Here is a 20,011-nt window from a genome sequence, read left to right on the forward strand (position 1 = left end):
ATCGACTTTTGTTTTTGGGAAAAATCAAGCCCTATAAAGCAAGGGAATTCTGAATTTAAACTAAATACATAAATCATCTATATATCCTTAATTACCATCTGAAAATCTTTCCTATTCAACCAATTTCGTTAAAAAACACCCAGCCCCTTGACTCCTTTCCGAGAGAATCCCTTAATTTCGCAGTATCCGAATAAAACTAAAATCCCTTGAAACGTCTTGCCATATTAGCATCCGGAAGTGGTAGCAATGCCGAAAAAATCATGGAGCATTTTCAAAACTCTGATAAAGGAAAAGTAGTTTTGGTTGCATCCAACAAGCCTGGTGCATATGTGCTAGAACGAGCAAAGAATTTCCAGGTCCCTACCTTCACCTTTACAAGGAAAGAAATGGAAGAAGGTATTTTGCTGAAAAAATTGGAAGAAGAACAAATTGACTGGGTGATTTTGGCAGGGTTTCTTCTAAAAATTCCAGATGCTCTTACCCGAGCGTTTCCAGATCACATGGTTAACATTCATCCAGCATTACTTCCCAAATATGGAGGAAAAGGCATGTACGGTGCTCATGTTCATGAGGCTGTAAAAGCAGCAGGAGAAAAAGAAACCGGCATTACCATCCATTTGGTCAATGAAAATTATGACGAAGGGAAAATCATTTTTCAGGCCCACACGCCTATTGATGAATTGGACACTCCTGACAGTATTGCTGCCAAAGTTCATGAATTGGAACATAAATATTTCCCAAAAGTGATTGAAGGGTTACTTTGAACCTAGAGTTCGAATAAAGACTAACCTTTAATTCTATTTCCAACAACTACACGCCTATCCTTTACTTAAGGTATGCCTAAGCTTATTTCATTTTTATCCATCGTTTTTTTCTAATTGTCATAGGCTGTGGCACCAAAAAAATCCACCTCCAAACATCGTCATCATCTATGCAGATGATATGGGCTATGGGGACTTGAACGTTCAAAACCCTACTTCTAAAATCCCTACTCCATTCCTAGATCAACTAGCTGCAGAAGGCATGCGTTTTACAGATGCACATAGCTCCTCAGGAATATGTTCTCCAAGCAGATTTGCCCTCCTTACAGGCATGTATCATTGGCGAAGACAACATGAAATTGTCGGGGCTTTTGGCAAATCATTCTTTAAAGACTCAGATATCACACTACCTCAACTTTTAAAAACAAAAGGTTATACCACTGCAGCTATCGGGAAATGGCATCTTGGTTGGAATTGGGTATCAAAAAATGATTCAACTGGTCAAATTAACAACCCAAACCAAGTACTTCCTGAGGATATTGATTGGACTAAGCCCATCGCTGGGGGACCAACTGATCGAGGATTTGACTATTATTTTGGAGATGGGACCATCAACTTCCCTCCCTATGCCTGGATAGAAAACAATCGTTTCCTGGAAGCCCCAACTGAACTGATGGAATTTAATCAAGTGGGATTTGAAACAAAGGAAGGTAATTGGGAATTCCGGGTTGGTCCAAAAGTAAAAGATTGGAATCCCTATGAGGTTTTACCTACTTTGACCCAAAAGACTCTGGAATGGATTGGCAATCAGAGTCAAGACCAACCCTTTTTCTTATATTTTGCATTGCCTTCGCCACATGCTCCTATCATACCAAATGAAGAATTTGATGGAACATCTCAGGCTGGAGGATATGGAGATTTTGTGGTACAGACAGACTGGGTAGCTGGACAAGTTTTAAAGGCTCTTAAAGAAAATGGATTGGAAGAAAATACCATTGTGATATTTAGTTCAGATAATGGGCCTGAACATTATGCATGGGCACGAGGCCTAGAATATAACCATTTTAGTATGGGGGATTTTAGGGGTTTAAAAAGAGACGTTTGGGAAGGAGGCCATCACGTTCCCATGATTGTGAAATGGCCAAACAAAATCAAAGCTGGAACTGTATCAACTGAAGTAATTTCCCAAATTGACCTCATGGCTACTTTGGCAAATGCTGCTGAAATTACACTTCCCGAAGACGCTGCTCCTGATAGCTATAATTTTTTACCTGTTTGGAAAGGAGAATCTTATCAATCCCCATTGAGGGAAGCTACTATTCATAATACTTATGCTTCTATTTGGGGAATCCGAAAAAGGGATTGGTTATTTATCAATGACTCTACAGGAGGACATAGAAACATACCTGAAGATTTTGCAGAATTGAGAGGGTATTCAGACTTCAATACTCCCGGATTATTATTTAATATGAACGAAGACCCAGAACAAAAGAATAATCTGTATAGAGATTTTCCTGAAAAAGTAGAGGAACTGAATTTACAGTTAGAGAAATATAAAAGCGGAGAAAAGACTGTTTACCGAAAAGATTAAACCTATTTTTGGAATTCAAATACGATCAATGAGACATGATCAAAATGAGTTTATTAAAAATGAGCAATCACTCACATCAATATCCCATCTTCATCAGGTTTTAATTTCTCAGGAATTGAATCGGCATTAATAGCTTCTAGCAAGTCAATTTCAATCGTATTACAAATGGCATCTAGCGGAACGTCCCATCTGAAATTTTCAAAAGGATTTGCCATTAACAGCCCCATTTTATGAATTCCAAAAAAGACCCAAGAAATCAAAATGGTCAATGGAAAAACTAGCCATAGCTCACCCATTTGATTAAAAATTGGCAATAAAGAAAAAGGAAGAAAAAAGATGAATAAACCCAATAAGATTCTATTGAAAATTTCGTAGGCTTTCGGCAAAGGAGTATGTTTAATCCTCTCAGACTTACCTTGATGGTCAGTTAAACGAGTTAGAGTATTCTCCAGATTTATGTAAATAATCTCATTTATAAAGCCATTTTTAAGACACTCATCTAACTTCATACCCTGTTGTATGAGTAACTGTGTTGCTTTATTAGATTTATCTCGAATTTCTTTAAGAGTTTCCTCTTTCAAAGCTCGGTACACTTTTTCATTCCATTCAATTTCATCAGAATTTCCTCTAAGTTGAAGCCGGAGTGCATGAATGAAGCTAAGATGTGTAAATATCAAATCCTTTTGAACGGCACTCAAACTTCCGTTATTATTACTTTTTCAAGATTTGGGTGAACCATGGAAAGTATTTGCCGCAAATAAGTTCTACTGTCATTAACCAGTCCACCCCAAATTTTGCGGGCCTCCCACCACCGGTCGTATGCTGATCCATTTCGAAACCCGAGAATAATCGCCAAAGCAGTACCTAAAGTTGCAATGATTGTAATAGGTATTTGCCAAGAATTCACCCCAATAATGAAATGTAAAAGGAAAGCAAGAGAAGTAACACCGATGCTAAAAAGTATATTCTTCAGGCTAAATTTTAATACTAGTTGCCAATCAAACTTATTATGTACTATCATTCTAAATCTGAGGTTTTAATTAATATGTAAATCAGCAATGACCCCAGCATCCAAATAAGGTCATGTAGACAACTGGTGAGAATTGCTTTATTAAAGGATTAACCCATTGTAAAATAGGTCAAAATAATTAGTTCTTAAGAATTTTACATTTATAATATTGAAGGTATACTTTTTCATATGGATGAAACTTCTGGAAATTTATACTTTGATTCCTAGAATCGATTCATTGAAAAAACGGTTAGTATGAACTTATACTATCACCCATTTACCAACTACAAAATAATGCCCCAAATTGTTTAGCAATATCCAGACTGGAAAAGTCAACTGATCATTTTATTTAATCAAATTTTCAATAGTAAATACTAAATAGAACTACGACAAGTAGTTTGAAAATATCAAATCCATCCAATGATTTAAGTATGTAATTAATTTTTTAATTACAATTCATTATTTGAATAATTACATTTTTTACTTATTTTAAATGATTAAATTTTTATTGATTAAGCAATCTTTTTGCAGTACCGAGAACTATCCAACTTTCTAATAACTGCTTAATCAATTAGGAACTTGAACATTACAAAGTGCCTTTGCATGACCCTTCCTGAAAGAAGTATGGAGTTCATGTTTCAATTCCTTTTTAGTTTCATCACCAAAATATTTTGTGAGAATGGAAAAGTATAAAAGTTTGTATAAGTGGATGATTGTTCCTTTAGTGTTAATGCAATTAGGGATTTTTAGGGACTATTGGGGTGATTTTACTGATAACGCTTGGTCTGTGCATATCCATTACATCACTGGTACTATTTGGTACATCTACCTCATCATCCAACCTTACTATGCCACACATGGAATGCTGGAAAAACACCGTACCAATGGTATCATTGGAATGTTTCTAGCAGGTGGTGTAGGGATCACAGCTTTTAGCATGTTGTATAGAGACATTAGAACTACTCAATTATCCATGGCAGAACCTGAGCGGTTTGGCCCCTTTGAACCTTGGTTTTTCTTTGGAGTTGCTTCTGTTGAAATCATCATGATCATGGCATTTATTTATGCTGTCATAAAAAGTATACTCACCAGAAAATCCTTGGAAGATCATGCCTGGTGGTTAACTTCTACCGTCTTCTTGATCATGATGCCAGCGCTAGGGCGAGGAATTCAGAATGTTCATTTTGGAATCATGATTGATGATTGGCCAAACATTCCATTAATGCCATCCTTATATCTAACACAAGCAATCATCATCGGTATATTGTTACTTGCAGCTTGGAAATTCAACAAACTAAAGCATCCTGCTACCTATCTGGCAGTTGCTATCAACCTAATTGTTTGTCTTTTGGAACCCTTAGGAAGGTCAGAAGCAATACAATCATTTTTGACTACTATCATTAAAGGATAATCAAAACAAACAGTCCATTTAATAAGCAGTCCATCCTCCATCAGCTGTTAAGACTTCTCCGTTGACAAAGGAGGAGTCTTCACTTGCTAGAAATAAGGCAATTTTTGCAATCTCATCAGGTTCTCCCATTCTGGGCATGGAAGCTGCCCCTGAACTGCAAAGCTTGGCCCCTTCTTCATCGGGCGAAGCATTTTGCATGATATTCGTATTGACTCCTCCGGGTGCAATGACGTTGCTCCTTATCCCTTTTTTCGCATACATGAATCCTATATTTCTACTCATTCCTATCAGAGCATGCTTCGAGGTTGTATAAGCTAGGCCAGCTCTTGCTCCATGTGTTCCCCCTATTGATGAAATATGAATCATCACACCTTTTCCCTGCTTCAACATAGGAACAATTGCCTCCCTTGATATATAAAAAGGACCATTAATATTGACTCCCATGACTTTCTCCCAACGTTCATTTGTCACTTTATCCAATGGGGTAAAATCATCCATAATTCCTGCATTATTAACAAGAATATCAATGGAACCAAATTCTAATTGAGCCGCATGGATCATTTTTTTGACCTGACTTTCATTGGACACATCACATTTTAACCCAATGGCATGGCCGCCCTCCATCCGGATCATTTCTGCAGTATCCATTGCATCATCTGGGTTTAAGTCCACCACTACCACTTTTGCTCCATTTAAGGCAAACAATCTAGCAATTGCTTTTCCCATACCAGAAGCCGCACCGGTGACAATCGCCGTTTTATTTTCTAGCTTTTTCATTTTTGTGTATTTTATTTTGGGTTTCTGCTTGAATCATATTCTCAATACCTTTTAGTAATGCATCGGGATTAAAAGAAATACTATCTATTCCTTGAGCTATTAAAAATTGAGCAAAAGCAGGGTTATCGCTGGGAGCCTGACCACATAATCCAATTTTCTTTCCCTCTTTTCTGGCCACACGAATCACTTCTGATATCATCCATTTGACGGCTGAATTTTGCTCTTCAAATAGTTCACTCAACACTTCTGAATCCCTATCCACTCCCAAAGTCAATTGGGTTAAATCATTGGATCCAATAGAAAACCCATCAAAAATTTCCGAAAATTCTTTTGCCAAGATCACATTGGAAGGAATCTCTGCCATAACATAAATCTCCAATCCATTTTCTCCCTGCTTGATTCCTTCCTCTTGAAGAATTTTGACTACCCTTCGCCCTTCTTCAGGTGTTCGGCAAAAAGGAATCATCACCTTTAAATTTTCCAACCCCATTTCATCTCTCACCCTTTTAACCGCAGCGCATTCTAAGGCAAATCCATCCCGGTAACGCTCATGATAATATCTTGAGGCACCCCGAAATCCAATCATGGGGTTTTCCTCTTCATGTTCAAATTGATGCCCACCGATTAAATTGGCATATTCATTTGACTTGAAGTCACTCATTCTTAAAATCACATCTTTTGGATGGAATGCAGCGGATATAGTTCCAATTGCCTGTGATAGTTTATCTATGAAATATTCTTTTTTATCAATATATCCTTCGCACAATTCCTCAATCAAAGCTTGCTCTTTTTTATCCTTCAACTGATCAAAATTCACCAAGGCCATTGGATGGATTCGGATACTATTATTTACTACAAATTCCATCCGCATTAGGCCTACTCCTTGGTTCGGGAAAAAAGAAAAAGATTAAAAGCTTTATCCGGATCAGCCAAAATAAACATAGGTTTAGTTTTTGGGAGAGTCAATCCATGAAAGTCATGTTCTGTGGTCTTCCATTTCAGCTTTCCTTGATACACTTTCCCAATTTTTCCCGATGAATTATCCAAGGTTACCAAATCCCCATTGCTAAGCATTTCAAAGGCTCCTTCGGCACCTACGATTGCCAAAGCCCCCACTTCTCTGGCCACAATTGCAGCATGACTGGTTCGTCCTCCTTTCGAGGTAATGATTGCACCTGCTTTTTCATCACAGGATCCCAATCTGGGTTAGTATTCTCAGTGACCAAAATGTCACCTTCTTCCAATTGATCTGCTTCAGAAGGTGAAAGAATGATTTTTACTTTGCCAGAGGTAATTCCACCTCCAATAGCATATCCCGAACAAAGCAATTCCCCTTTTTCTGCAAGAGCATATTCCTTCAGCAGGTAAGGGTCTTTATCTGCATGCACTGTTTCCGGTCTAGCCTGCACAATAAATAAGTCACCTGAAAGACCATCTTTTGCCCATTCAATGTCCATAGGCATACCGTAATGGTTCTCAATCTTGATCGCCCATTGACCCAGAATTTCAATTTCCTCATCATTCAAGACAAAAGCTTTTTGCTTCTCCTTACTGGTATCCAGATTGACTACTCCCCCATCCTTGGAATAAATCATGGTTTTGGTCTTTGATCCTACTTTTTTGGAAAGAATGGCTCTTTTACCTTTTTTAATACTTGGCTTAAATACCAAAAACTCATCAGGAATGACCGCTCCTTGCACGATATTTTCCCCTAATCCCCAACAACCTGTTATCAAAACCGATTGAGAAAAACCTGACTCAGGATCTATGGAAAAACATACACCACTACTGGCCTTGTCAGCTCGCACCATCAATTGAACTCCCACTGAAAGGGCTATTTCCAAATGATCAAATCCTTTGTCATGACGGTACTTGATAGCCCTTCCATTATATAAAGAGGCAAAACAGGAACGGACCGCTTTCAATAATTCCTGCTCCCCCTTGATATTTAAAAATGATTCGTGTAATCCTGCAAAACTAGCTCCGGGCAGGTCTTCCGCAGTCGCGCTACTTCTCACTGCCACATCAGGATTGATTCGATTCAACCCTCCCAGGCTTTGGTAGGAATGAACAATTTCTTTAGCTAAATCATCTGGTACCTTGCCATGCAAAATCAAGGACTTGATTTCCCCTGAAACTTCCCGGAGATTGGAAAAATTATCTAAATCCAATTCGGAAAGCTTTTCCTGAATGGATTGATTGAGCTTATTTTCTTTTAAAAATAGTCCGTAGCCTGCTGCTGTCACTGCGAAACCATTGGGAATGCGAATTCCTAAGGGAGTCAGCTTTTGGTACATCTCCCCAAGGGAAGCATTTTTCCCTCCAACTTTAGGAACATCTCCAATGCCAATTGTTTCAAAAGAAATCACTAGATCATTCATAATCCCTGTTGTCTAAACCAAAATGAATGATTCAATTTACCCATTTTGTGATGAGCTGTTCATGATGCAAAAGGGGTGAAATCATGATATTAATCAGCTATTTATTATGAATTCTATAGATTGCTTCTCAAGATTTTTTAACTCTCAGGTGGGTCTATCTTTATTTATTTGATAGAGAAAAAGGTCGTTTCAAACCCTCTCATTATAAAGCATCTAGACTCAGCCAATACTCTGAAACAATAAATTATACCCTTTAACAATATCTTTTTCCCTCTTCATTATTAAAAAAGAATTTAATTTAAGTAATTGCTACTTAATAAAAATTATTAATTAAGTATAAAACCTGACCACATTGAAAACCTCTTACCTCTCTTTTATTTTTCTCTTGACACTCATTGCGAGTTGCTCGGCTCCAATCGAAAATGAGCAGGAAACATCACAAAACACAGGGATACTTACTTCTGATCCTGTAATTATGGCTTATTATGTTGCCGAACGTGATTATCAACCTGAAAAATTCCTGTTGAAAAGCTGACCCATATCATCTATTCATTTACCAATGTCATCGATGGGGAAATGAAATTTAGAAATGAAGAAGCAGCAGGGCCTAAACTGGAAGCATTGGTCAAACAAAAAGAGCGTAATCCTGATTTGAAAGTCATGATTGCCTGCGGAGGTTGGGGAGCTGATGGATTCTCTGACATGGCTTTGACCGAAGAAAGCCGAGCTAAATTCATCAAGAGTGCTTCAGAATTTATTGCAAAATACAATCTTGATGGGATGGACATGGACTGGGAATACCCAGGAATATCTGGTGCAGGAACCATGGCTAGACCAGAAGACACCAAGAATTTCACCGAGTTGATGAAAGGCTTGAGAGAGATGCTGGATGAATTCGAAACTCCGAAAATTTTAACTTTTGCATCTGCGGGTTGGAAACGCTATTATGATTTCATTGAAGTAAATGAAGTCATGAAATATGCGGACTATACCAACGTCATGACTTACGATCAAGTTTCTGGTGTTTCAATTTATACTGGACACCATACGCCCCTAGGTGATGTAAAAAAAGGAGATATTGAAGGAACCCCATTTCAAGCACACCTAGACAGCTTATACCAAAGTGGTGGAAACCTAGACCCTGACCCTAGATCAGCTGAAAAAATTGTGGACTTCCTGATCCAAGAAGGAGTGGATCCCAAACAAATAGTCATCGGCAGTGCATTTTATGGAAGAGTTTGGAAAGGTGTTCCCCCAGTAAACAACGGACTTTATCAATTGAGCGGTGGCTTACATATAGGCTGGATGGCTTATCATCAAATTCGTGATAAATATGAACCTGATGGCAAATTCAAACGCTATTGGGATGAAAAAGCCAAATCACCGTACATGTACAATGCCGAGGACAGCTTATTTGTTTCCTATGATGACACTGTTTCTGTCGCCTTAAAAACCGAATACACCATGGAAAAAGGATTAGGAGGTATTATGTTCTGGGAACTTGGAAATGACACCAAAGAAGCTGGAAGCTTACTTGATGCAATTTATAAAGCTGCCAACAATTAAATTTGTCCAGAATAAAAATCGAAAGGTGTAGTTTCCAACACATTGGTAGCTGCACCTTTTTTCTTTTAAACTTCCAATTAAAAACTTAATAATTATTTCACCTTAGCAAAAAACCTTTATTAGGATGTTTATTTCAATTGGAAAAACTAAGAAAAAGATGGCCAGCGTCTGAAGTCACGTAATGCATAAGGGCGAAAACCTTTTACACGCTAATCCAATTCGAGATTAATGGTATTTTCAATAGAAAAACTCCATCCTTTTTCCTTTTTCTAGTTTGCTCCAAATTATATTTTATTTACTCCTCCTTTAGGTCTTTTTTCCTACCTTTGCATTCCGCTTTGGCGGACAAGGTTATCCTTTAGAAATCAAACAAATCCATTCCCAAATGGCAACAAAGAAAATTCAATCTGCCCTCATCTCTGTCTTCTATAAAGACAATCTCGAACCTATCATTGCCCTATTAAAAAACACGGTGTAACCATCTATTCAACGGGTGGTACCCAAAAGTTTATTGAAGAGCAAGGCGCAGCAGTTGTTCCTGTTGAAGAATTGACCAGCTATCCATCTATCTTTGGTGGAAGAGTAAAAACCCTTCACCCAAAAATCTTTGGTGGCATTCTTTATAGAAGAGCTAATGATGGAGATCTTTCTCAGGCTGCAGAGTACGATATTCCTGCCATAGATTTGGTGATAGTAGATTTGTATCCTTTCGAAGAAACGGTAGCCTCTGGTGCCTCCGAAGCTGACATCATCGAAAAAATCGACATTGGCGGTATTTCCTTGATCAGAGCAGCTGCCAAAAACTTTAAAGATGTAACCATTATTGCTTCTAAAGATCAATACACTGAGCTAGAGCAAAGATTAACAGACCAAGACGGAGCAACTACGATGGAAGACCGTCGTTATTTTGCTGCACAAGCATTCCAAGTTTCTTCCAATTACGATACACATATTTTTAATTACTTCAACAGAGCTGAAAATATTCCAGCGTTGAAAGTATCTGAAAACAAAGCAAAAGCACTTCGATATGGTGAAAACCCCCATCAAGCGGCCCATTTCTATGGGGACATGGATGCTCTATTTGACCAATTGAATGGAAAAGAACTTTCCTACAACAATTTGGTGGACGTAGATGCAGCGGTGAACTTGATCGCTGAATTCAAAGGAGAAACTGCCTTTGCGATTCTAAAGCATACCAATGCCTGTGGTGTAGCTTTAGCACCAACGGTGAAAGAAGCCTACCAAAAAGCTTTCCAAGCAGATACCATTTCAGCTTTTGGAGGTGTTTTGGTCACCAATCAAACTGTTGACAAAGAAGCAGCTGAAGAAATGCATTCGTTATTCTTCGAAGTATTGATTGCTCCAGAATTTACTGAGGAAGCTTTGGAGGTATTGACTTCTAAGAAAAATAGAATTTTACTTCGTCAAAAAATCGACCTTCCAGGTACCAAAATGATGAAAACACTTCTGAATGGAGTGATTGAACAGGACAAAGATCTTGCTACTGAAACAAAGGCTGATTTCAAAGTAGTCACTAAGGAAACTCCTACCGAAAAAGAAATGGATGCAATGGTTTTTGCTGCTAAAATCTGTAAGCACACCAAATCCAACACCATTATCTTGAGCAACGACAATCAAATGTTTTCTTCAGGAGTAGGACAAACCTCTCGTGTGGATGCATTAAAGCAAGCTATCACGAAAGCACATGAGTTTGGTTTTGATTTGAAAGGAGCGGTAATGGCCTCTGATGCCTTCTTCCCATTCCCCGACTGTGTGGAGATCGCTGGAAAAGCAGGAATCACTGCTGTTGTTCAACCTGGTGGATCCATCAAAGACCAATTGAGCATCGACTACTGTAACGATCACGGCATGTCAATGGTGATGACAGGAGTGAGACACTTTAAACACTAAAAAGTATCAAGTAATTAGATATAAGTAGCGAGACCTCCTGATTTGAACTAATCAGGAGGTCTTTTTATTCTTATCTGATTCTTTAACCCAAATTAAACATTTCAAAGACTTTGGGTAAACCAAGGACTTATCTATTTTAAATAATACTTTATTTCCGGTACTAATATTCTATTTTGCAGCCCGATTCCGAACCGTATCACACGGATCACGTTACCCAATAATTATCGGACTCAAATTCGTACTTTTGAAGACTTATGAAATCGCATCAATTAAAGCTATACAACACTCTTTCCCGCAAGAAAGAGAACTTCCAAGCAATTAACCCTCCATTTGTAGGTCTCTATGTTTGCGGACCAACCGTTTACGGAGATGCACATTTAGGTCATGCACGTCCAGCGATCACCTTTGATACGGTCAATCGCTATTTAACTCATTTAGGGTATCGGGTAAGATATGTCCGAAACATCACGGACGTAGGGCATTTGCAAGGGGATGCAGACGAAGGAGAAGATAAAATCGCAAAAAAGCCAAACTGGAGCAACTCGAACCCATGGAAATTGCTCAACAATACACGGATTCCTATCACCGGGACATGGCTTTATTGAATACATGGAAACCTAATATTGAACCAAGAGCTACCGGTCATATTCCAGAGCAAATTGCCCTAGTAGAAGCAATTTTGAAGGAAGGATTAGCTTATGAAGTCAATGGGTCGGTATATTTCGATACCTTGAAATACAATGAAAAAACCCCTTATGGACGACTTTCAGGGAGAGTAATCGAGGAATTGATGAGTGGGAGCCGAGAACTAGATGGGCAAAGTGAAAAAAGGAATCCTGTAGATTTTGCCTTGTGGAAAAATGCAGCTCCAGAACACCTGATGAAATGGGATTCTCCTTGGGGAGTAGGGTTTCCAGGCTGGCATTTGGAGTGTACAGCCATGAGTTCAAAATACCTGGGAACAACTTTCGATATCCATGGGGGAGGAATGGACTTGATGTTCCCTCACCATGAATGTGAGATTGCTCAGGGAAACGCCTGCAATCATAAGGATCCGGTAAACTACTGGATGCATAACAATATGATTACCATCAATGGTCAAAAGATGGGGAAGTCCTTAGGAAACTTCATCACGCTTCAGGAATTATTCAATGGAGACCATAACTTATTGGAGCAAGCTTATAGCCCAATGACTATTCGCTATTTTATTCTGACTGCTCATTACAGATCCACTTTGGACTTTTCTAACGATGCCTTAAAGGCTGCGCAAAAGGGGTATAAAAGCTGATTAATGGCTTGAGAATAGCAAAAATGCTAAAATACCAACCCGCAGAGGCTATTTCCATTGATGAAAAGCAATTGGAACAAATTAAAAGCAGCATCAGTAATGCTTACAGAGCGATGGATGATGATTTTAACACTGCACAAGCCATTGGTCATCTTTTCAATTTATTGAAGAAGATTAATTCCATGTATACTGGCCAGTTGCAACCAGCTGCTTTGGGTGAGGAGGTATTCAATCAACTGATCCAAACATTCATCACCTTCGTGGAAGATATTTTAGGACTACTTGAAGAAAAATCCGATACCCAACAACAGATGATTTCCTTGCTTCTCAACTTATATACAGAAGCTAAAACTGCTCGTGATTATGAAAAAGTAGATGAAATCAGAGCTGGTTTGAAAGAAATAGGTTTTGTCGTAAAAGACATGAAAAATAAAATTGACTGGGCATATGAAGAATAAATTGTGGCTCATTGCCCTTTTGATTTTAGCTTGGGCTTGTAGCTCTCCAGAAAAGAAAACCGAAACCGTAGCTGAGGTTCCTGTTAAACCCTACCCAAGCTTCTCATCGGATTCTGCCTATACATTTATTCAGAAACAAGTGGATTTTGGTCCTAGGGTTCCAATGACCCCTGGCCATCAGGAAACCAAAGAATGGATCATTTCAAAATTCGAAAGTTATGGAATGAGCGTTCAAACTCAAGATTTTGAGGCAAAGACTTACGATAACCTGACATGGAATCTTAGTAATATCATCGCCTCTTATAATCCCGAAGCAACCAAAAGAATTATGCTTTCTGCACATTGGGATAGTAGAAGGATTGCTGATAAAGATTCTCAAGATATGGATCAACCTATTGATGGAGCAAATGATGGAGCTAGTGGAGTTGGCGTGTTACTGGAAATCGCCAGAACTATCCATTCTCAAGATTTGAAACCGGATGTGGGTATTGACTTTATCCTGTTTGATGGTGAAGATGATGGAGAGCCGGATCAAACTACTTACCGAAATACTTCCCAAGATTTTTGGTGGTGCTTGGGTTCTCAGTATTGGTCTGGAAATAAGCATATCCCGAATTATACCGCTTATTATGGCATTTTATTGGATATGGTAGGTGCCAAAGGAGCACATTTTTATAGAGAAGGCTATAGCAGAAAATTTGCAGCTGGAATCCTTAGGAAAGTCTGGGATAATGCTGCCAAAATTGGACACGGAGATTTCTTTGTGAATAGAGATGCTGCCGAAATCTTGGATGATCACGTCTTTGTCAATACCAAAGCAGGGATTCCAATGATCGATATTTTGGACTTTTCTCCTGATTATGGGTTTGGACATTATCACCATACCCATAGCGATAATATGGAATTGATTGACCGCAGAACCTTGCAAGCGGTGGGAGAAACTGTTTTATTTACGGTTTACCAGGAGTAAAATGGTATCTTTCGAATTAATCTTTGTCTGAAATGCATCTTGTTGCATTCATGCTAACCTACATACAATCATGAAAAAAGGGCATCAGGTCACCATGAAGGAAATTGCCAAGAAATTGGGAGTTTCTGTTTCCACCATTTCCCGTGCACTAAAAGACTCTCCAGAATTACATCCGGAGACTAAGAGAAAGATTGTGGAAATGGCGAAAGAGATGAATTACCAACCCAATCTTTTGGCCCAAAGTTTAAGGATTAGCAGAACCAAGACCCTTGGTGTAATAGTGCCTGAAATTACTTCCCATTTCTTTGCCTCCTGTATTAGTGGTATTCAAGATCAAGCAAATGTCCGTGGATACAATGTAATGATTTGTCAGTCCAATGAACATCTTGAGTTGGAAATTGCCAATATCAAAACCTTAGTAGCTAGCCAAGTTGATGCGTTATTAATCTCATTGAGCCGCGAAACCAACCATTACGAACACCTTTTTGAACTCTATAATCGAGAGATTCCATTTGTACTTTTTGACAGGGTGCAAGAAGACATTCCTGTCTCAAAAGTTACATTTAATGATGTCGGTGGAGCATATCAAGTAACCAAACATCTCTTGGAAATGGGATGTAAGCGGGTAATGTATATATCAGGTCCTGAAGATTTATATATTAGTAAAAAAAGAAAAGAAGGGTATTTGAAGGCCTTGGCGGAATTTGGGGTGGCTGAAGACCCAAGTTTGATCAAAGTGACTGATTTGACCTCTGAAGGCAATATAGCTGTAGCGGAAGAAATCCTGCAAATGAAGGAAAGACCGGATGGCGTGTTTTGCATGATTGACCCTGTAGCTGTCGAAGTATTAATCCATTGGAAAAGCCAAGGAATTAAAATCCCTCAAGACATTGCGTTAGCAGGTTTTACAAATAACCCAACTTCAGCAGTGATTGAACCCCCATTGACCACCGTTTCTCAACCAGGTTACGAAATGGGTAAACTTGCAGTAAGTCATCTGTTGGACCAATTGGATGGGATCGCTTCGGATGATCCTATTTCCATCGTATTGGAAACAACCCTTATTCCAAGACAATCCACGCAAATCAGTAAATAAATGCGCGAACGTATAGCCAAGTCTTTTTTGAGATTTTTTCTCAAGAGCCTCTTCTTGCCTTTGCACCTGGTAGAATTAACCTAATCGGTGAACATACAGATTATCAAGAAGGCTTTGTTTTCCCCGCTGCTGTTTCTCAAGGAATTTGGGTAGCTGTCCAAGAAAATGATTCCATTTCGGCAAAATCCATTCATTTGATTTTAAGGAGGATTTTGTATTTGATGTCACCTCATTCTCACCGAAAAAAGGGCATTGGGCAAATTACATCATGGGAATGGTTGCCCAATTGAAACAAGCAGGATATCCCGTTAGAGGCTTTAATATGGTTTTTGGAGGTAATATCCCTGTTGGATCTGGACTTTCCTCTTCCGCTGCCCTATCGGTAGGCATAGGAACTGCATTGGCTGGATTATTTTCATTCAAAATCCCAAAACGATCCATTGCTATATATGCCCAAAAATCAGAGCACCTTTTTGAAGGGCTAAACTGTGGAATCATGGATCCCTATGCTTCAGCCTTTGGGAAAGAAAATCATGCTTTATTATTAGACTGTAGGAGCAACACCCATGAAGAAATCCCAATTGAATTAAAGGACTATAGTTTGCTTTTGGTCAATACTAAAGTAAAACATAAACTCGCGGATTCAGCCTACAACAAAAGAAGAGCAGCCTGCGAAGAAAGTGTAAGAATTCTTTCAAGTCATTTCCCTGGAATCAAAACTTTAAGAGATATTTCTACTGATCAACTGCCTGAAGTAGAAAAATTGCTCCCTTCAGAACTTCTCCCTAAAGCCAAACATGTGATTATGGAAGATGCCCGGGTCCGTGAAGCAGGATCATTCCTTAAGGATGGAGATTTAATCAATTTTGGAAAATTAATGAAAGCTTCACATGAAAGCTTAAGCAAAGATTACGAGGTGAGTTGCGCCGAACTTGACTTTTGGCGGAAGAATCCTGGAAAATGGATTTTGTTTTGGGATCAAGAATGATGGGAGGTGGTTTTGGCGGTTGTACCATTAACTTACTGAAAACTAACTCCATAGAAAAGTTTCAAAATTATTTAGAAAAAGCGTATTTCAACAAATTTGGTATCCATCCCGAATTTATCCATGTCACTCCATCTGAAGGAGCAGGAATTTTATGATAACCCCTTAGAATTCATAAGAATTCCCTCTATTGTATCAAAAAGAAATAATTGTCAAATCACACTGAAAATTCGACTAAATTCAGTTAATTACGTCGATTTTGGCTAATATTAGCTATTTTCCCAAAAATTTGACATTTATGAAATTCCCGAAAAACCTACGTAGCCTGCTGCTTTTGGCGCTAGTAATAAGTCTTGGGACCTGGAGTTGTAAAAATAAACGATCCGGTTCTCCCAAAGTACTTGTATTTAGCAAAACAGCAGGGTATTATCACGAATCTATTCCCAATGGAATTGCAGCCATACAAAAGCTCGGTTCCGAAAATGGCTTTGAAGTGGACACCACTACTCAGTCAGAAAAATTCAACGAAGAAAATTTAGCTCAATATTCCGCTGTCATATTTTTGAGCACTACTGGTGATGTATTAAATAATTATCAAGAAGCTGACTTTGAAAGATATATTCAGGCAGGCGGAGGGTATGTGGGTATACACGCTGCAGCTGACACCGAATATGGTTGGGGCTGGTACGGCCGCTTGGTAGGTGGTTATTTTACAGATCACCCAGGAATAAATGATCCAAACCCTAACGTTCAACCTGGAGAAATCACCGTTGTAGATGCGAATAATCCAGCTACTTCATTTTTACCAAGCCCTTGGGCAAGAACAGACGAATGGTATAGCTATAAAAACATGAACCCCGAGGTGAATGTCCTGTTGGAATTGGATGAAAACTCCTACAAAGGAGGATTTGACATGGGAGACCATCCCATCGCTTGGTATCATGATTATGATGGGGGCAGAGCTTTCTATACAGGAGGTGGACACACCAATGAGTCTTATTCTGAAGATTTATACTTAAAACACCTTTTAGAGGGAATCAAGTATGCGATTGGAGATAACCTTGAATTGGATTATTCGAAAGCATCAAGCAAGCGAGTACCTGAAGAAAACAGATTTACTAAAACTCCTTTGGCATATGGCGTATTTACAGAGCCAACAGAGATGACCATTCTTCCAAATTTGGATATTCTTGTGGCGCAAAGAAGGGGCGAAATCCTATTCTTCGACAATGAAACTGAGGAATTGAAAGAGGTAGCCAAATTGGATGTTTATTGGAAAACTGAGGTTAGAGGAGTAAACGCGGAAGAAGGATTGATGGGAATCCAGAAAGATCCGAATTATGCTGAAAATGGATATGTATTTGTTTACTATGCCCCTTCAGGTGATGAAGAGATCAACAGACTATCCAGATTTACTTTCAAAAATGACACCTGGGACATGAGTTCCGAAGTGGTTATTTTGGATATTCATTCCGATAGAGATATTTGCTGCCATACGGGAGGTTCCATTGCATTTGACAAAGACGGAAACTTATTCCTATCATTGGGTGATAATTCTACTCCATTCAACCAGGCTGATTCAAAATATAGAAACAATGGTTTCGCTCCATTGGACCAAAGACCTGGATATGAACAATATGACGCCAGAAGGTCTTCTGGAAATGCCAATGATTTAAGAGGGAAAATCCTTAGAATCAAAGTAAATGAAGACGGGTCTTATGACATTCCTGAAGGGAACTTATATCCAGTAGGAACTGAGGGCACTAGACCTGAAATCTATGTACAAGGAAATAGAAATCCTTATAGAATTTCAGTAGATCAGAAAAATGGCTTCTTGTACTGGGGCGAAGTGGGTCCAGATGCCAATGCTGACAGTATGGCAACTCGAGGACCTAGAGGATATGATGAAGTCAATCAAGCCAGAAAAGCCGGGAATTTCGGATGGCCATTTGCAGTAGGAAACAATTATCCTTACCGTGAATATAATTATGAGACCGGCGAGTCAGGACCAGCATTTGATCCTAATGGGCCGGAAAATACCTCTGTAAATAATACTGGCATTACTCAGCTTCCTGAACTTGCCCCAGCATTCATTTGGTATCCATATGGTGAATCCAAAGAATTCCCACAAGTGGGTTCTGGAGGAAGAAATGCAATGGCAGGACCTGTGTATTATTCTGATATGTTCACAGCAGACACCAAATTCCCTGATTATTTTGATGGAAAAGTCTTTATCTATGATTGGATTAGAGGTTGGATCAAAGTGGTAACCATGAAGGAAAACGGCGATTTCGATAAGATGGAACCGTTTATGCCAAGCACTAAATTCAATGCTTTGATCGACATGGAAATGGGGCCTGATGGCAGAATTTATATTTTGGAATATGGAAATGGATGGTTCTCCAAGAACCCAGATTCAGGACTTTCTAGAATAGATTTCAATGGAGGCAATAGAGCCCCAGTAGTGACTTCTATTTCTGCAGATAAAACTTCTGGCACCAATCCTTTGACTGTAACATTCACTGCTATATCCTCTGATCCTGAAAATGATCCTTTGTCTTATACTTGGGATCTAGGAAACGGGGAAACCAAAACAACGGATGTTCCTACCCTTACGCATACCTTCAATGCGATTGGAGAATATGAAGTGAGAGTTACCGCTAAGGATCCAGATGGGTTAACTGGAATCAGTGGAATTGAAAGTGTTTATTCTGGAAATATTGCTCCTATTGTGACCATTTCAATTGATGGAAATCAGTCTTTCTATTTCCCAGGCAAGAAGGTAGCATACAGCGTTTCTGTGGAAGATCCAGATAACCCTGAATCAGCCACAGATATGAGTACCTTGTACGTTTCTGCGGATTACATCGAAGGTCTTGATCAGGCAGAGTCTGACATGGGACACAAGGTAATGACGGAAGCCATGATGGGAAAATCTTTATTTACCACTTTGACCTGTAAAACATGCCACAAAGAGGCTGAAGCTTCGGTTGGGCCTTCTTATGTGGATGTAGCTAAGAAATACAATCAGAGAGATATAGATTACCTAAAAAACAAAATTAAAAATGGTGGCGGAGGAGTCTGGGGAGAAACAGCAATGCCTGCGAATCCGGATTTAAAGGACTCTGACCTGAATGCTTTGGTAGCTTATATCCTTTCTTTGGATCAAGTAACCACTCCATCTTTACCTGCATCTGGAAGTGTAGATGCAACGACAGGAAAGACTCCTAGCCCTAATGGGGTTTTAATGCTAAATGCATCCTATACAGATCAAGGAGGGGAAAATGTGAAACCTTTGACAGGCTCTACCACAAGATTGCTGAAGAGCAATACGGTGGATATGGGGAATACAGGAGATTATACTGGCGGATATAGCAGTATGAGCTATGATGGAAATAACCTTCTGATGGTACCAAAAAATGAGGCTTCTTTTTCCGTTGATGGAATTGATCTGACAGGTGTTGGATCCGTAACTGCAATCGCTGTTACCATGGGAAGCCTTGGAGATGAGTTTGATTTCGAACTTAGGTTAGATTCTCCGACTGGGGAATTGGTTGGGTCTAATACATTTGTTCAAAAACCTTCCAGCGGGCCTGAAGGAGCTCCAAACTTTGGTCCATTTACTATTCCAATTACAGGAAATGTAGATGGACAGCTTCATAAGCTATTTGTAGTCACCAAACCTAAAAATGATGGAGGTTCAGGTACTTTTGTCATATCAGGAATGACCTTCAATGCAAAATAAACCAACCTTATAACCAATCAAAAAGCCATCTCCAAATTGGGGATGGCTTTTTCATTTCCTTT

17 protein-coding genes and 2 pseudogenes are annotated in these 20,011 nt (G+C 39.1%); 13 read left to right on the top strand and 6 right to left on the bottom strand.

Going from position 1 to position 20,011, the window contains the following annotated elements:
- Nucleotides 1-206: 206 nt before the first annotated feature.
- Nucleotides 207-764: a phosphoribosylglycinamide formyltransferase gene (gene purN, locus V8V91_RS09560; protein WP_373399865.1), complete on the top strand. Its 558-nt coding sequence runs from the start codon at nucleotides 207-209 to the stop codon at nucleotides 762-764.
- A gap of 160 nt (nucleotides 765-924) precedes the next feature.
- Nucleotides 925-2,352 carry an arylsulfatase gene (locus V8V91_RS09565; protein ID WP_373400648.1) on the top strand — a complete coding sequence of 476 codons (1,428 nt, stop codon included), beginning with the start codon at nucleotides 925-927 and terminating at the stop codon, nucleotides 2,350-2,352.
- Nucleotides 2,353-2,423: 71 nt separating this feature from the next.
- On the opposite strand, the gene V8V91_RS09570 is transcribed toward V8V91_RS09565, so the two are convergent.
- On the bottom strand, nucleotides 2,424-3,050 hold the full coding sequence (locus V8V91_RS09570) for a bestrophin family ion channel (protein ID WP_373399866.1): 627 nt from the start codon (nucleotides 3,048-3,050) through the stop codon (nucleotides 2,424-2,426).
- Nucleotides 3,047-3,373, bottom strand: coding sequence for a bestrophin family ion channel (locus tag V8V91_RS09575; protein ID WP_373399867.1), 327 nt, complete (start codon nucleotides 3,371-3,373; stop codon nucleotides 3,047-3,049). Before V8V91_RS09575 ends, V8V91_RS09570 begins: the two co-directional genes overlap by 4 nt.
- A gap of 667 nt (nucleotides 3,374-4,040) precedes the next feature.
- Between V8V91_RS09575 and V8V91_RS09580 the strand changes: the two genes are divergently transcribed.
- On the top strand, nucleotides 4,041-4,772 hold the full coding sequence (locus V8V91_RS09580; protein WP_373399868.1) for a hypothetical protein: 732 nt from the start codon (nucleotides 4,041-4,043) through the stop codon (nucleotides 4,770-4,772).
- A gap of 18 nt (nucleotides 4,773-4,790) precedes the next feature.
- On the opposite strand, the gene V8V91_RS09585 is transcribed toward V8V91_RS09580, so the two are convergent.
- From V8V91_RS09585 to V8V91_RS09600, 4 genes are read right to left on the bottom strand one after another with little or no spacing between them, the layout of a single operon-like run.
- Nucleotides 4,791-5,549: a glucose 1-dehydrogenase gene (locus V8V91_RS09585; protein WP_373399869.1), complete on the bottom strand. Its 759-nt coding sequence runs from the start codon at nucleotides 5,547-5,549 to the stop codon at nucleotides 4,791-4,793.
- Nucleotides 5,530-6,414, bottom strand: a complete 885-nt coding sequence (locus V8V91_RS09590; protein ID WP_373399870.1) for a putative PEP-binding protein — start codon at nucleotides 6,412-6,414, stop codon at nucleotides 5,530-5,532. Before V8V91_RS09590 ends, V8V91_RS09585 begins: the two co-directional genes overlap by 20 nt.
- Nucleotides 6,415-6,425: 11 nt before the next feature.
- Nucleotides 6,426-6,677: a hypothetical protein gene (locus V8V91_RS09595; protein ID WP_373399871.1), complete on the bottom strand. Its 252-nt coding sequence runs from the start codon at nucleotides 6,675-6,677 to the stop codon at nucleotides 6,426-6,428.
- Nucleotides 6,644-7,930, bottom strand: a complete 1,287-nt coding sequence (locus V8V91_RS09600; RefSeq protein ID WP_373399872.1) for a PEP/pyruvate-binding domain-containing protein — start codon at nucleotides 7,928-7,930, stop codon at nucleotides 6,644-6,646. The genes V8V91_RS09595 and V8V91_RS09600 overlap by 34 nt, the downstream gene beginning before the upstream one ends.
- Before the next feature lie 352 nt (nucleotides 7,931-8,282).
- On the opposite strand from V8V91_RS09600, the gene V8V91_RS09605 reads away from it, so the two are divergent.
- The 10 genes and pseudogenes from V8V91_RS09605 to V8V91_RS09650 all read left to right on the top strand — a co-directional run bounded on the left by V8V91_RS09605 (nucleotide 8,283) and on the right by V8V91_RS09650 (nucleotide 19,949).
- Entirely contained in the window at nucleotides 8,283-8,465 is a 183-nt protein-coding gene (locus V8V91_RS09605; protein WP_373399873.1) for a hypothetical protein, read from the top strand.
- Between the two features lie 41 nt (nucleotides 8,466-8,506).
- Complete coding sequence (locus V8V91_RS09610) at nucleotides 8,507-9,496, top strand: glycoside hydrolase family 18 protein (protein ID WP_373399874.1); 990 nt, start codon at nucleotides 8,507-8,509, stop codon at nucleotides 9,494-9,496.
- Between the two features lie 385 nt (nucleotides 9,497-9,881).
- Nucleotides 9,882-11,407 (top strand): annotated as a pseudogene (gene purH / locus V8V91_RS09615) (bifunctional phosphoribosylaminoimidazolecarboxamide formyltransferase/IMP cyclohydrolase).
- Nucleotides 11,408-11,661: 254 nt separating this feature from the next.
- Nucleotides 11,662-13,153: pseudogene (gene cysS / locus V8V91_RS09620) on the top strand (cysteine--tRNA ligase).
- A complete protein-coding gene (locus tag V8V91_RS09625) occupies nucleotides 13,143-14,123 on the top strand; it encodes a M28 family peptidase (protein WP_373399875.1) in 981 nt (326 codons plus the stop codon). Before cysS ends, V8V91_RS09625 begins: the two are co-directional and overlap by 11 nt.
- A 70-nt stretch (nucleotides 14,124-14,193) precedes the next feature.
- Nucleotides 14,194-15,219, top strand: a complete 1,026-nt coding sequence (locus V8V91_RS09630; RefSeq protein ID WP_373399876.1) for a LacI family DNA-binding transcriptional regulator — start codon at nucleotides 14,194-14,196, stop codon at nucleotides 15,217-15,219.
- Nucleotides 15,220-15,293: 74 nt separating this feature from the next.
- On the top strand, nucleotides 15,294-15,509 hold the full coding sequence (locus V8V91_RS09635) for a galactokinase family protein (protein WP_373400649.1): 216 nt from the start codon (nucleotides 15,294-15,296) through the stop codon (nucleotides 15,507-15,509).
- A complete protein-coding gene (locus V8V91_RS09640; RefSeq protein WP_373399877.1) occupies nucleotides 15,488-16,207 on the top strand; it encodes a galactokinase in 720 nt (239 codons plus the stop codon). Before V8V91_RS09635 ends, V8V91_RS09640 begins: the two co-directional genes overlap by 22 nt.
- Nucleotides 16,180-16,362 (top strand): hypothetical protein, encoded by a 183-nt coding sequence (locus V8V91_RS09645; RefSeq protein ID WP_373399878.1) that lies wholly within the window; start codon nucleotides 16,180-16,182, stop codon nucleotides 16,360-16,362. Before V8V91_RS09640 ends, V8V91_RS09645 begins: the two co-directional genes overlap by 28 nt.
- A 140-nt stretch (nucleotides 16,363-16,502) precedes the next feature.
- A complete protein-coding gene (locus V8V91_RS09650; protein WP_373399879.1) occupies nucleotides 16,503-19,949 on the top strand; it encodes a ThuA domain-containing protein in 3,447 nt (1,148 codons plus the stop codon).
- Nucleotides 19,950-20,011: the final 62 nt, after the last annotated feature.

Origin of the sequence: Algoriphagus halophilus, from assembly GCF_041729275.1 — a bacterium.
Lineage (GTDB): Bacteria > Bacteroidota > Bacteroidia > Cytophagales > Cyclobacteriaceae > Algoriphagus > Algoriphagus halophilus_A.

Coding starts and splice junctions, on each gene's coding strand:
- V8V91_RS09575 (WP_373399867.1), bottom strand. CDS start 3,373: ATGATAGTACATAATAAGTTTGATTGGCAACTAGTATTAAAATTTAGC.
- V8V91_RS09580 (WP_373399868.1), top strand. CDS start 4,041: ATGGAAAAGTATAAAAGTTTGTATAAGTGGATGATTGTTCCTTTAGTG.
- V8V91_RS09585 (WP_373399869.1), bottom strand. CDS start 5,549: ATGAAAAAGCTAGAAAATAAAACGGCGATTGTCACCGGTGCGGCTTCT.
- V8V91_RS09590 (WP_373399870.1), bottom strand. CDS start 6,414: ATGGAATTTGTAGTAAATAATAGTATCCGAATCCATCCAATGGCCTTG.
- V8V91_RS09600 (WP_373399872.1), bottom strand. CDS start 7,930: ATGAATGATCTAGTGATTTCTTTTGAAACAATTGGCATTGGAGATGTT.
- V8V91_RS09610 (WP_373399874.1), top strand. CDS start 8,507: ATGAAATTTAGAAATGAAGAAGCAGCAGGGCCTAAACTGGAAGCATTG.
- V8V91_RS09625 (WP_373399875.1), top strand. CDS start 13,143: ATGAAGAATAAATTGTGGCTCATTGCCCTTTTGATTTTAGCTTGGGCT.
- V8V91_RS09630 (WP_373399876.1), top strand. CDS start 14,194: ATGAAAAAAGGGCATCAGGTCACCATGAAGGAAATTGCCAAGAAATTG.
- V8V91_RS09640 (WP_373399877.1), top strand. CDS start 15,488: ATGGGAATGGTTGCCCAATTGAAACAAGCAGGATATCCCGTTAGAGGC.
- V8V91_RS09645 (WP_373399878.1), top strand. CDS start 16,180: ATGGATTTTGTTTTGGGATCAAGAATGATGGGAGGTGGTTTTGGCGGT.
- V8V91_RS09650 (WP_373399879.1), top strand. CDS start 16,503: ATGAAATTCCCGAAAAACCTACGTAGCCTGCTGCTTTTGGCGCTAGTA.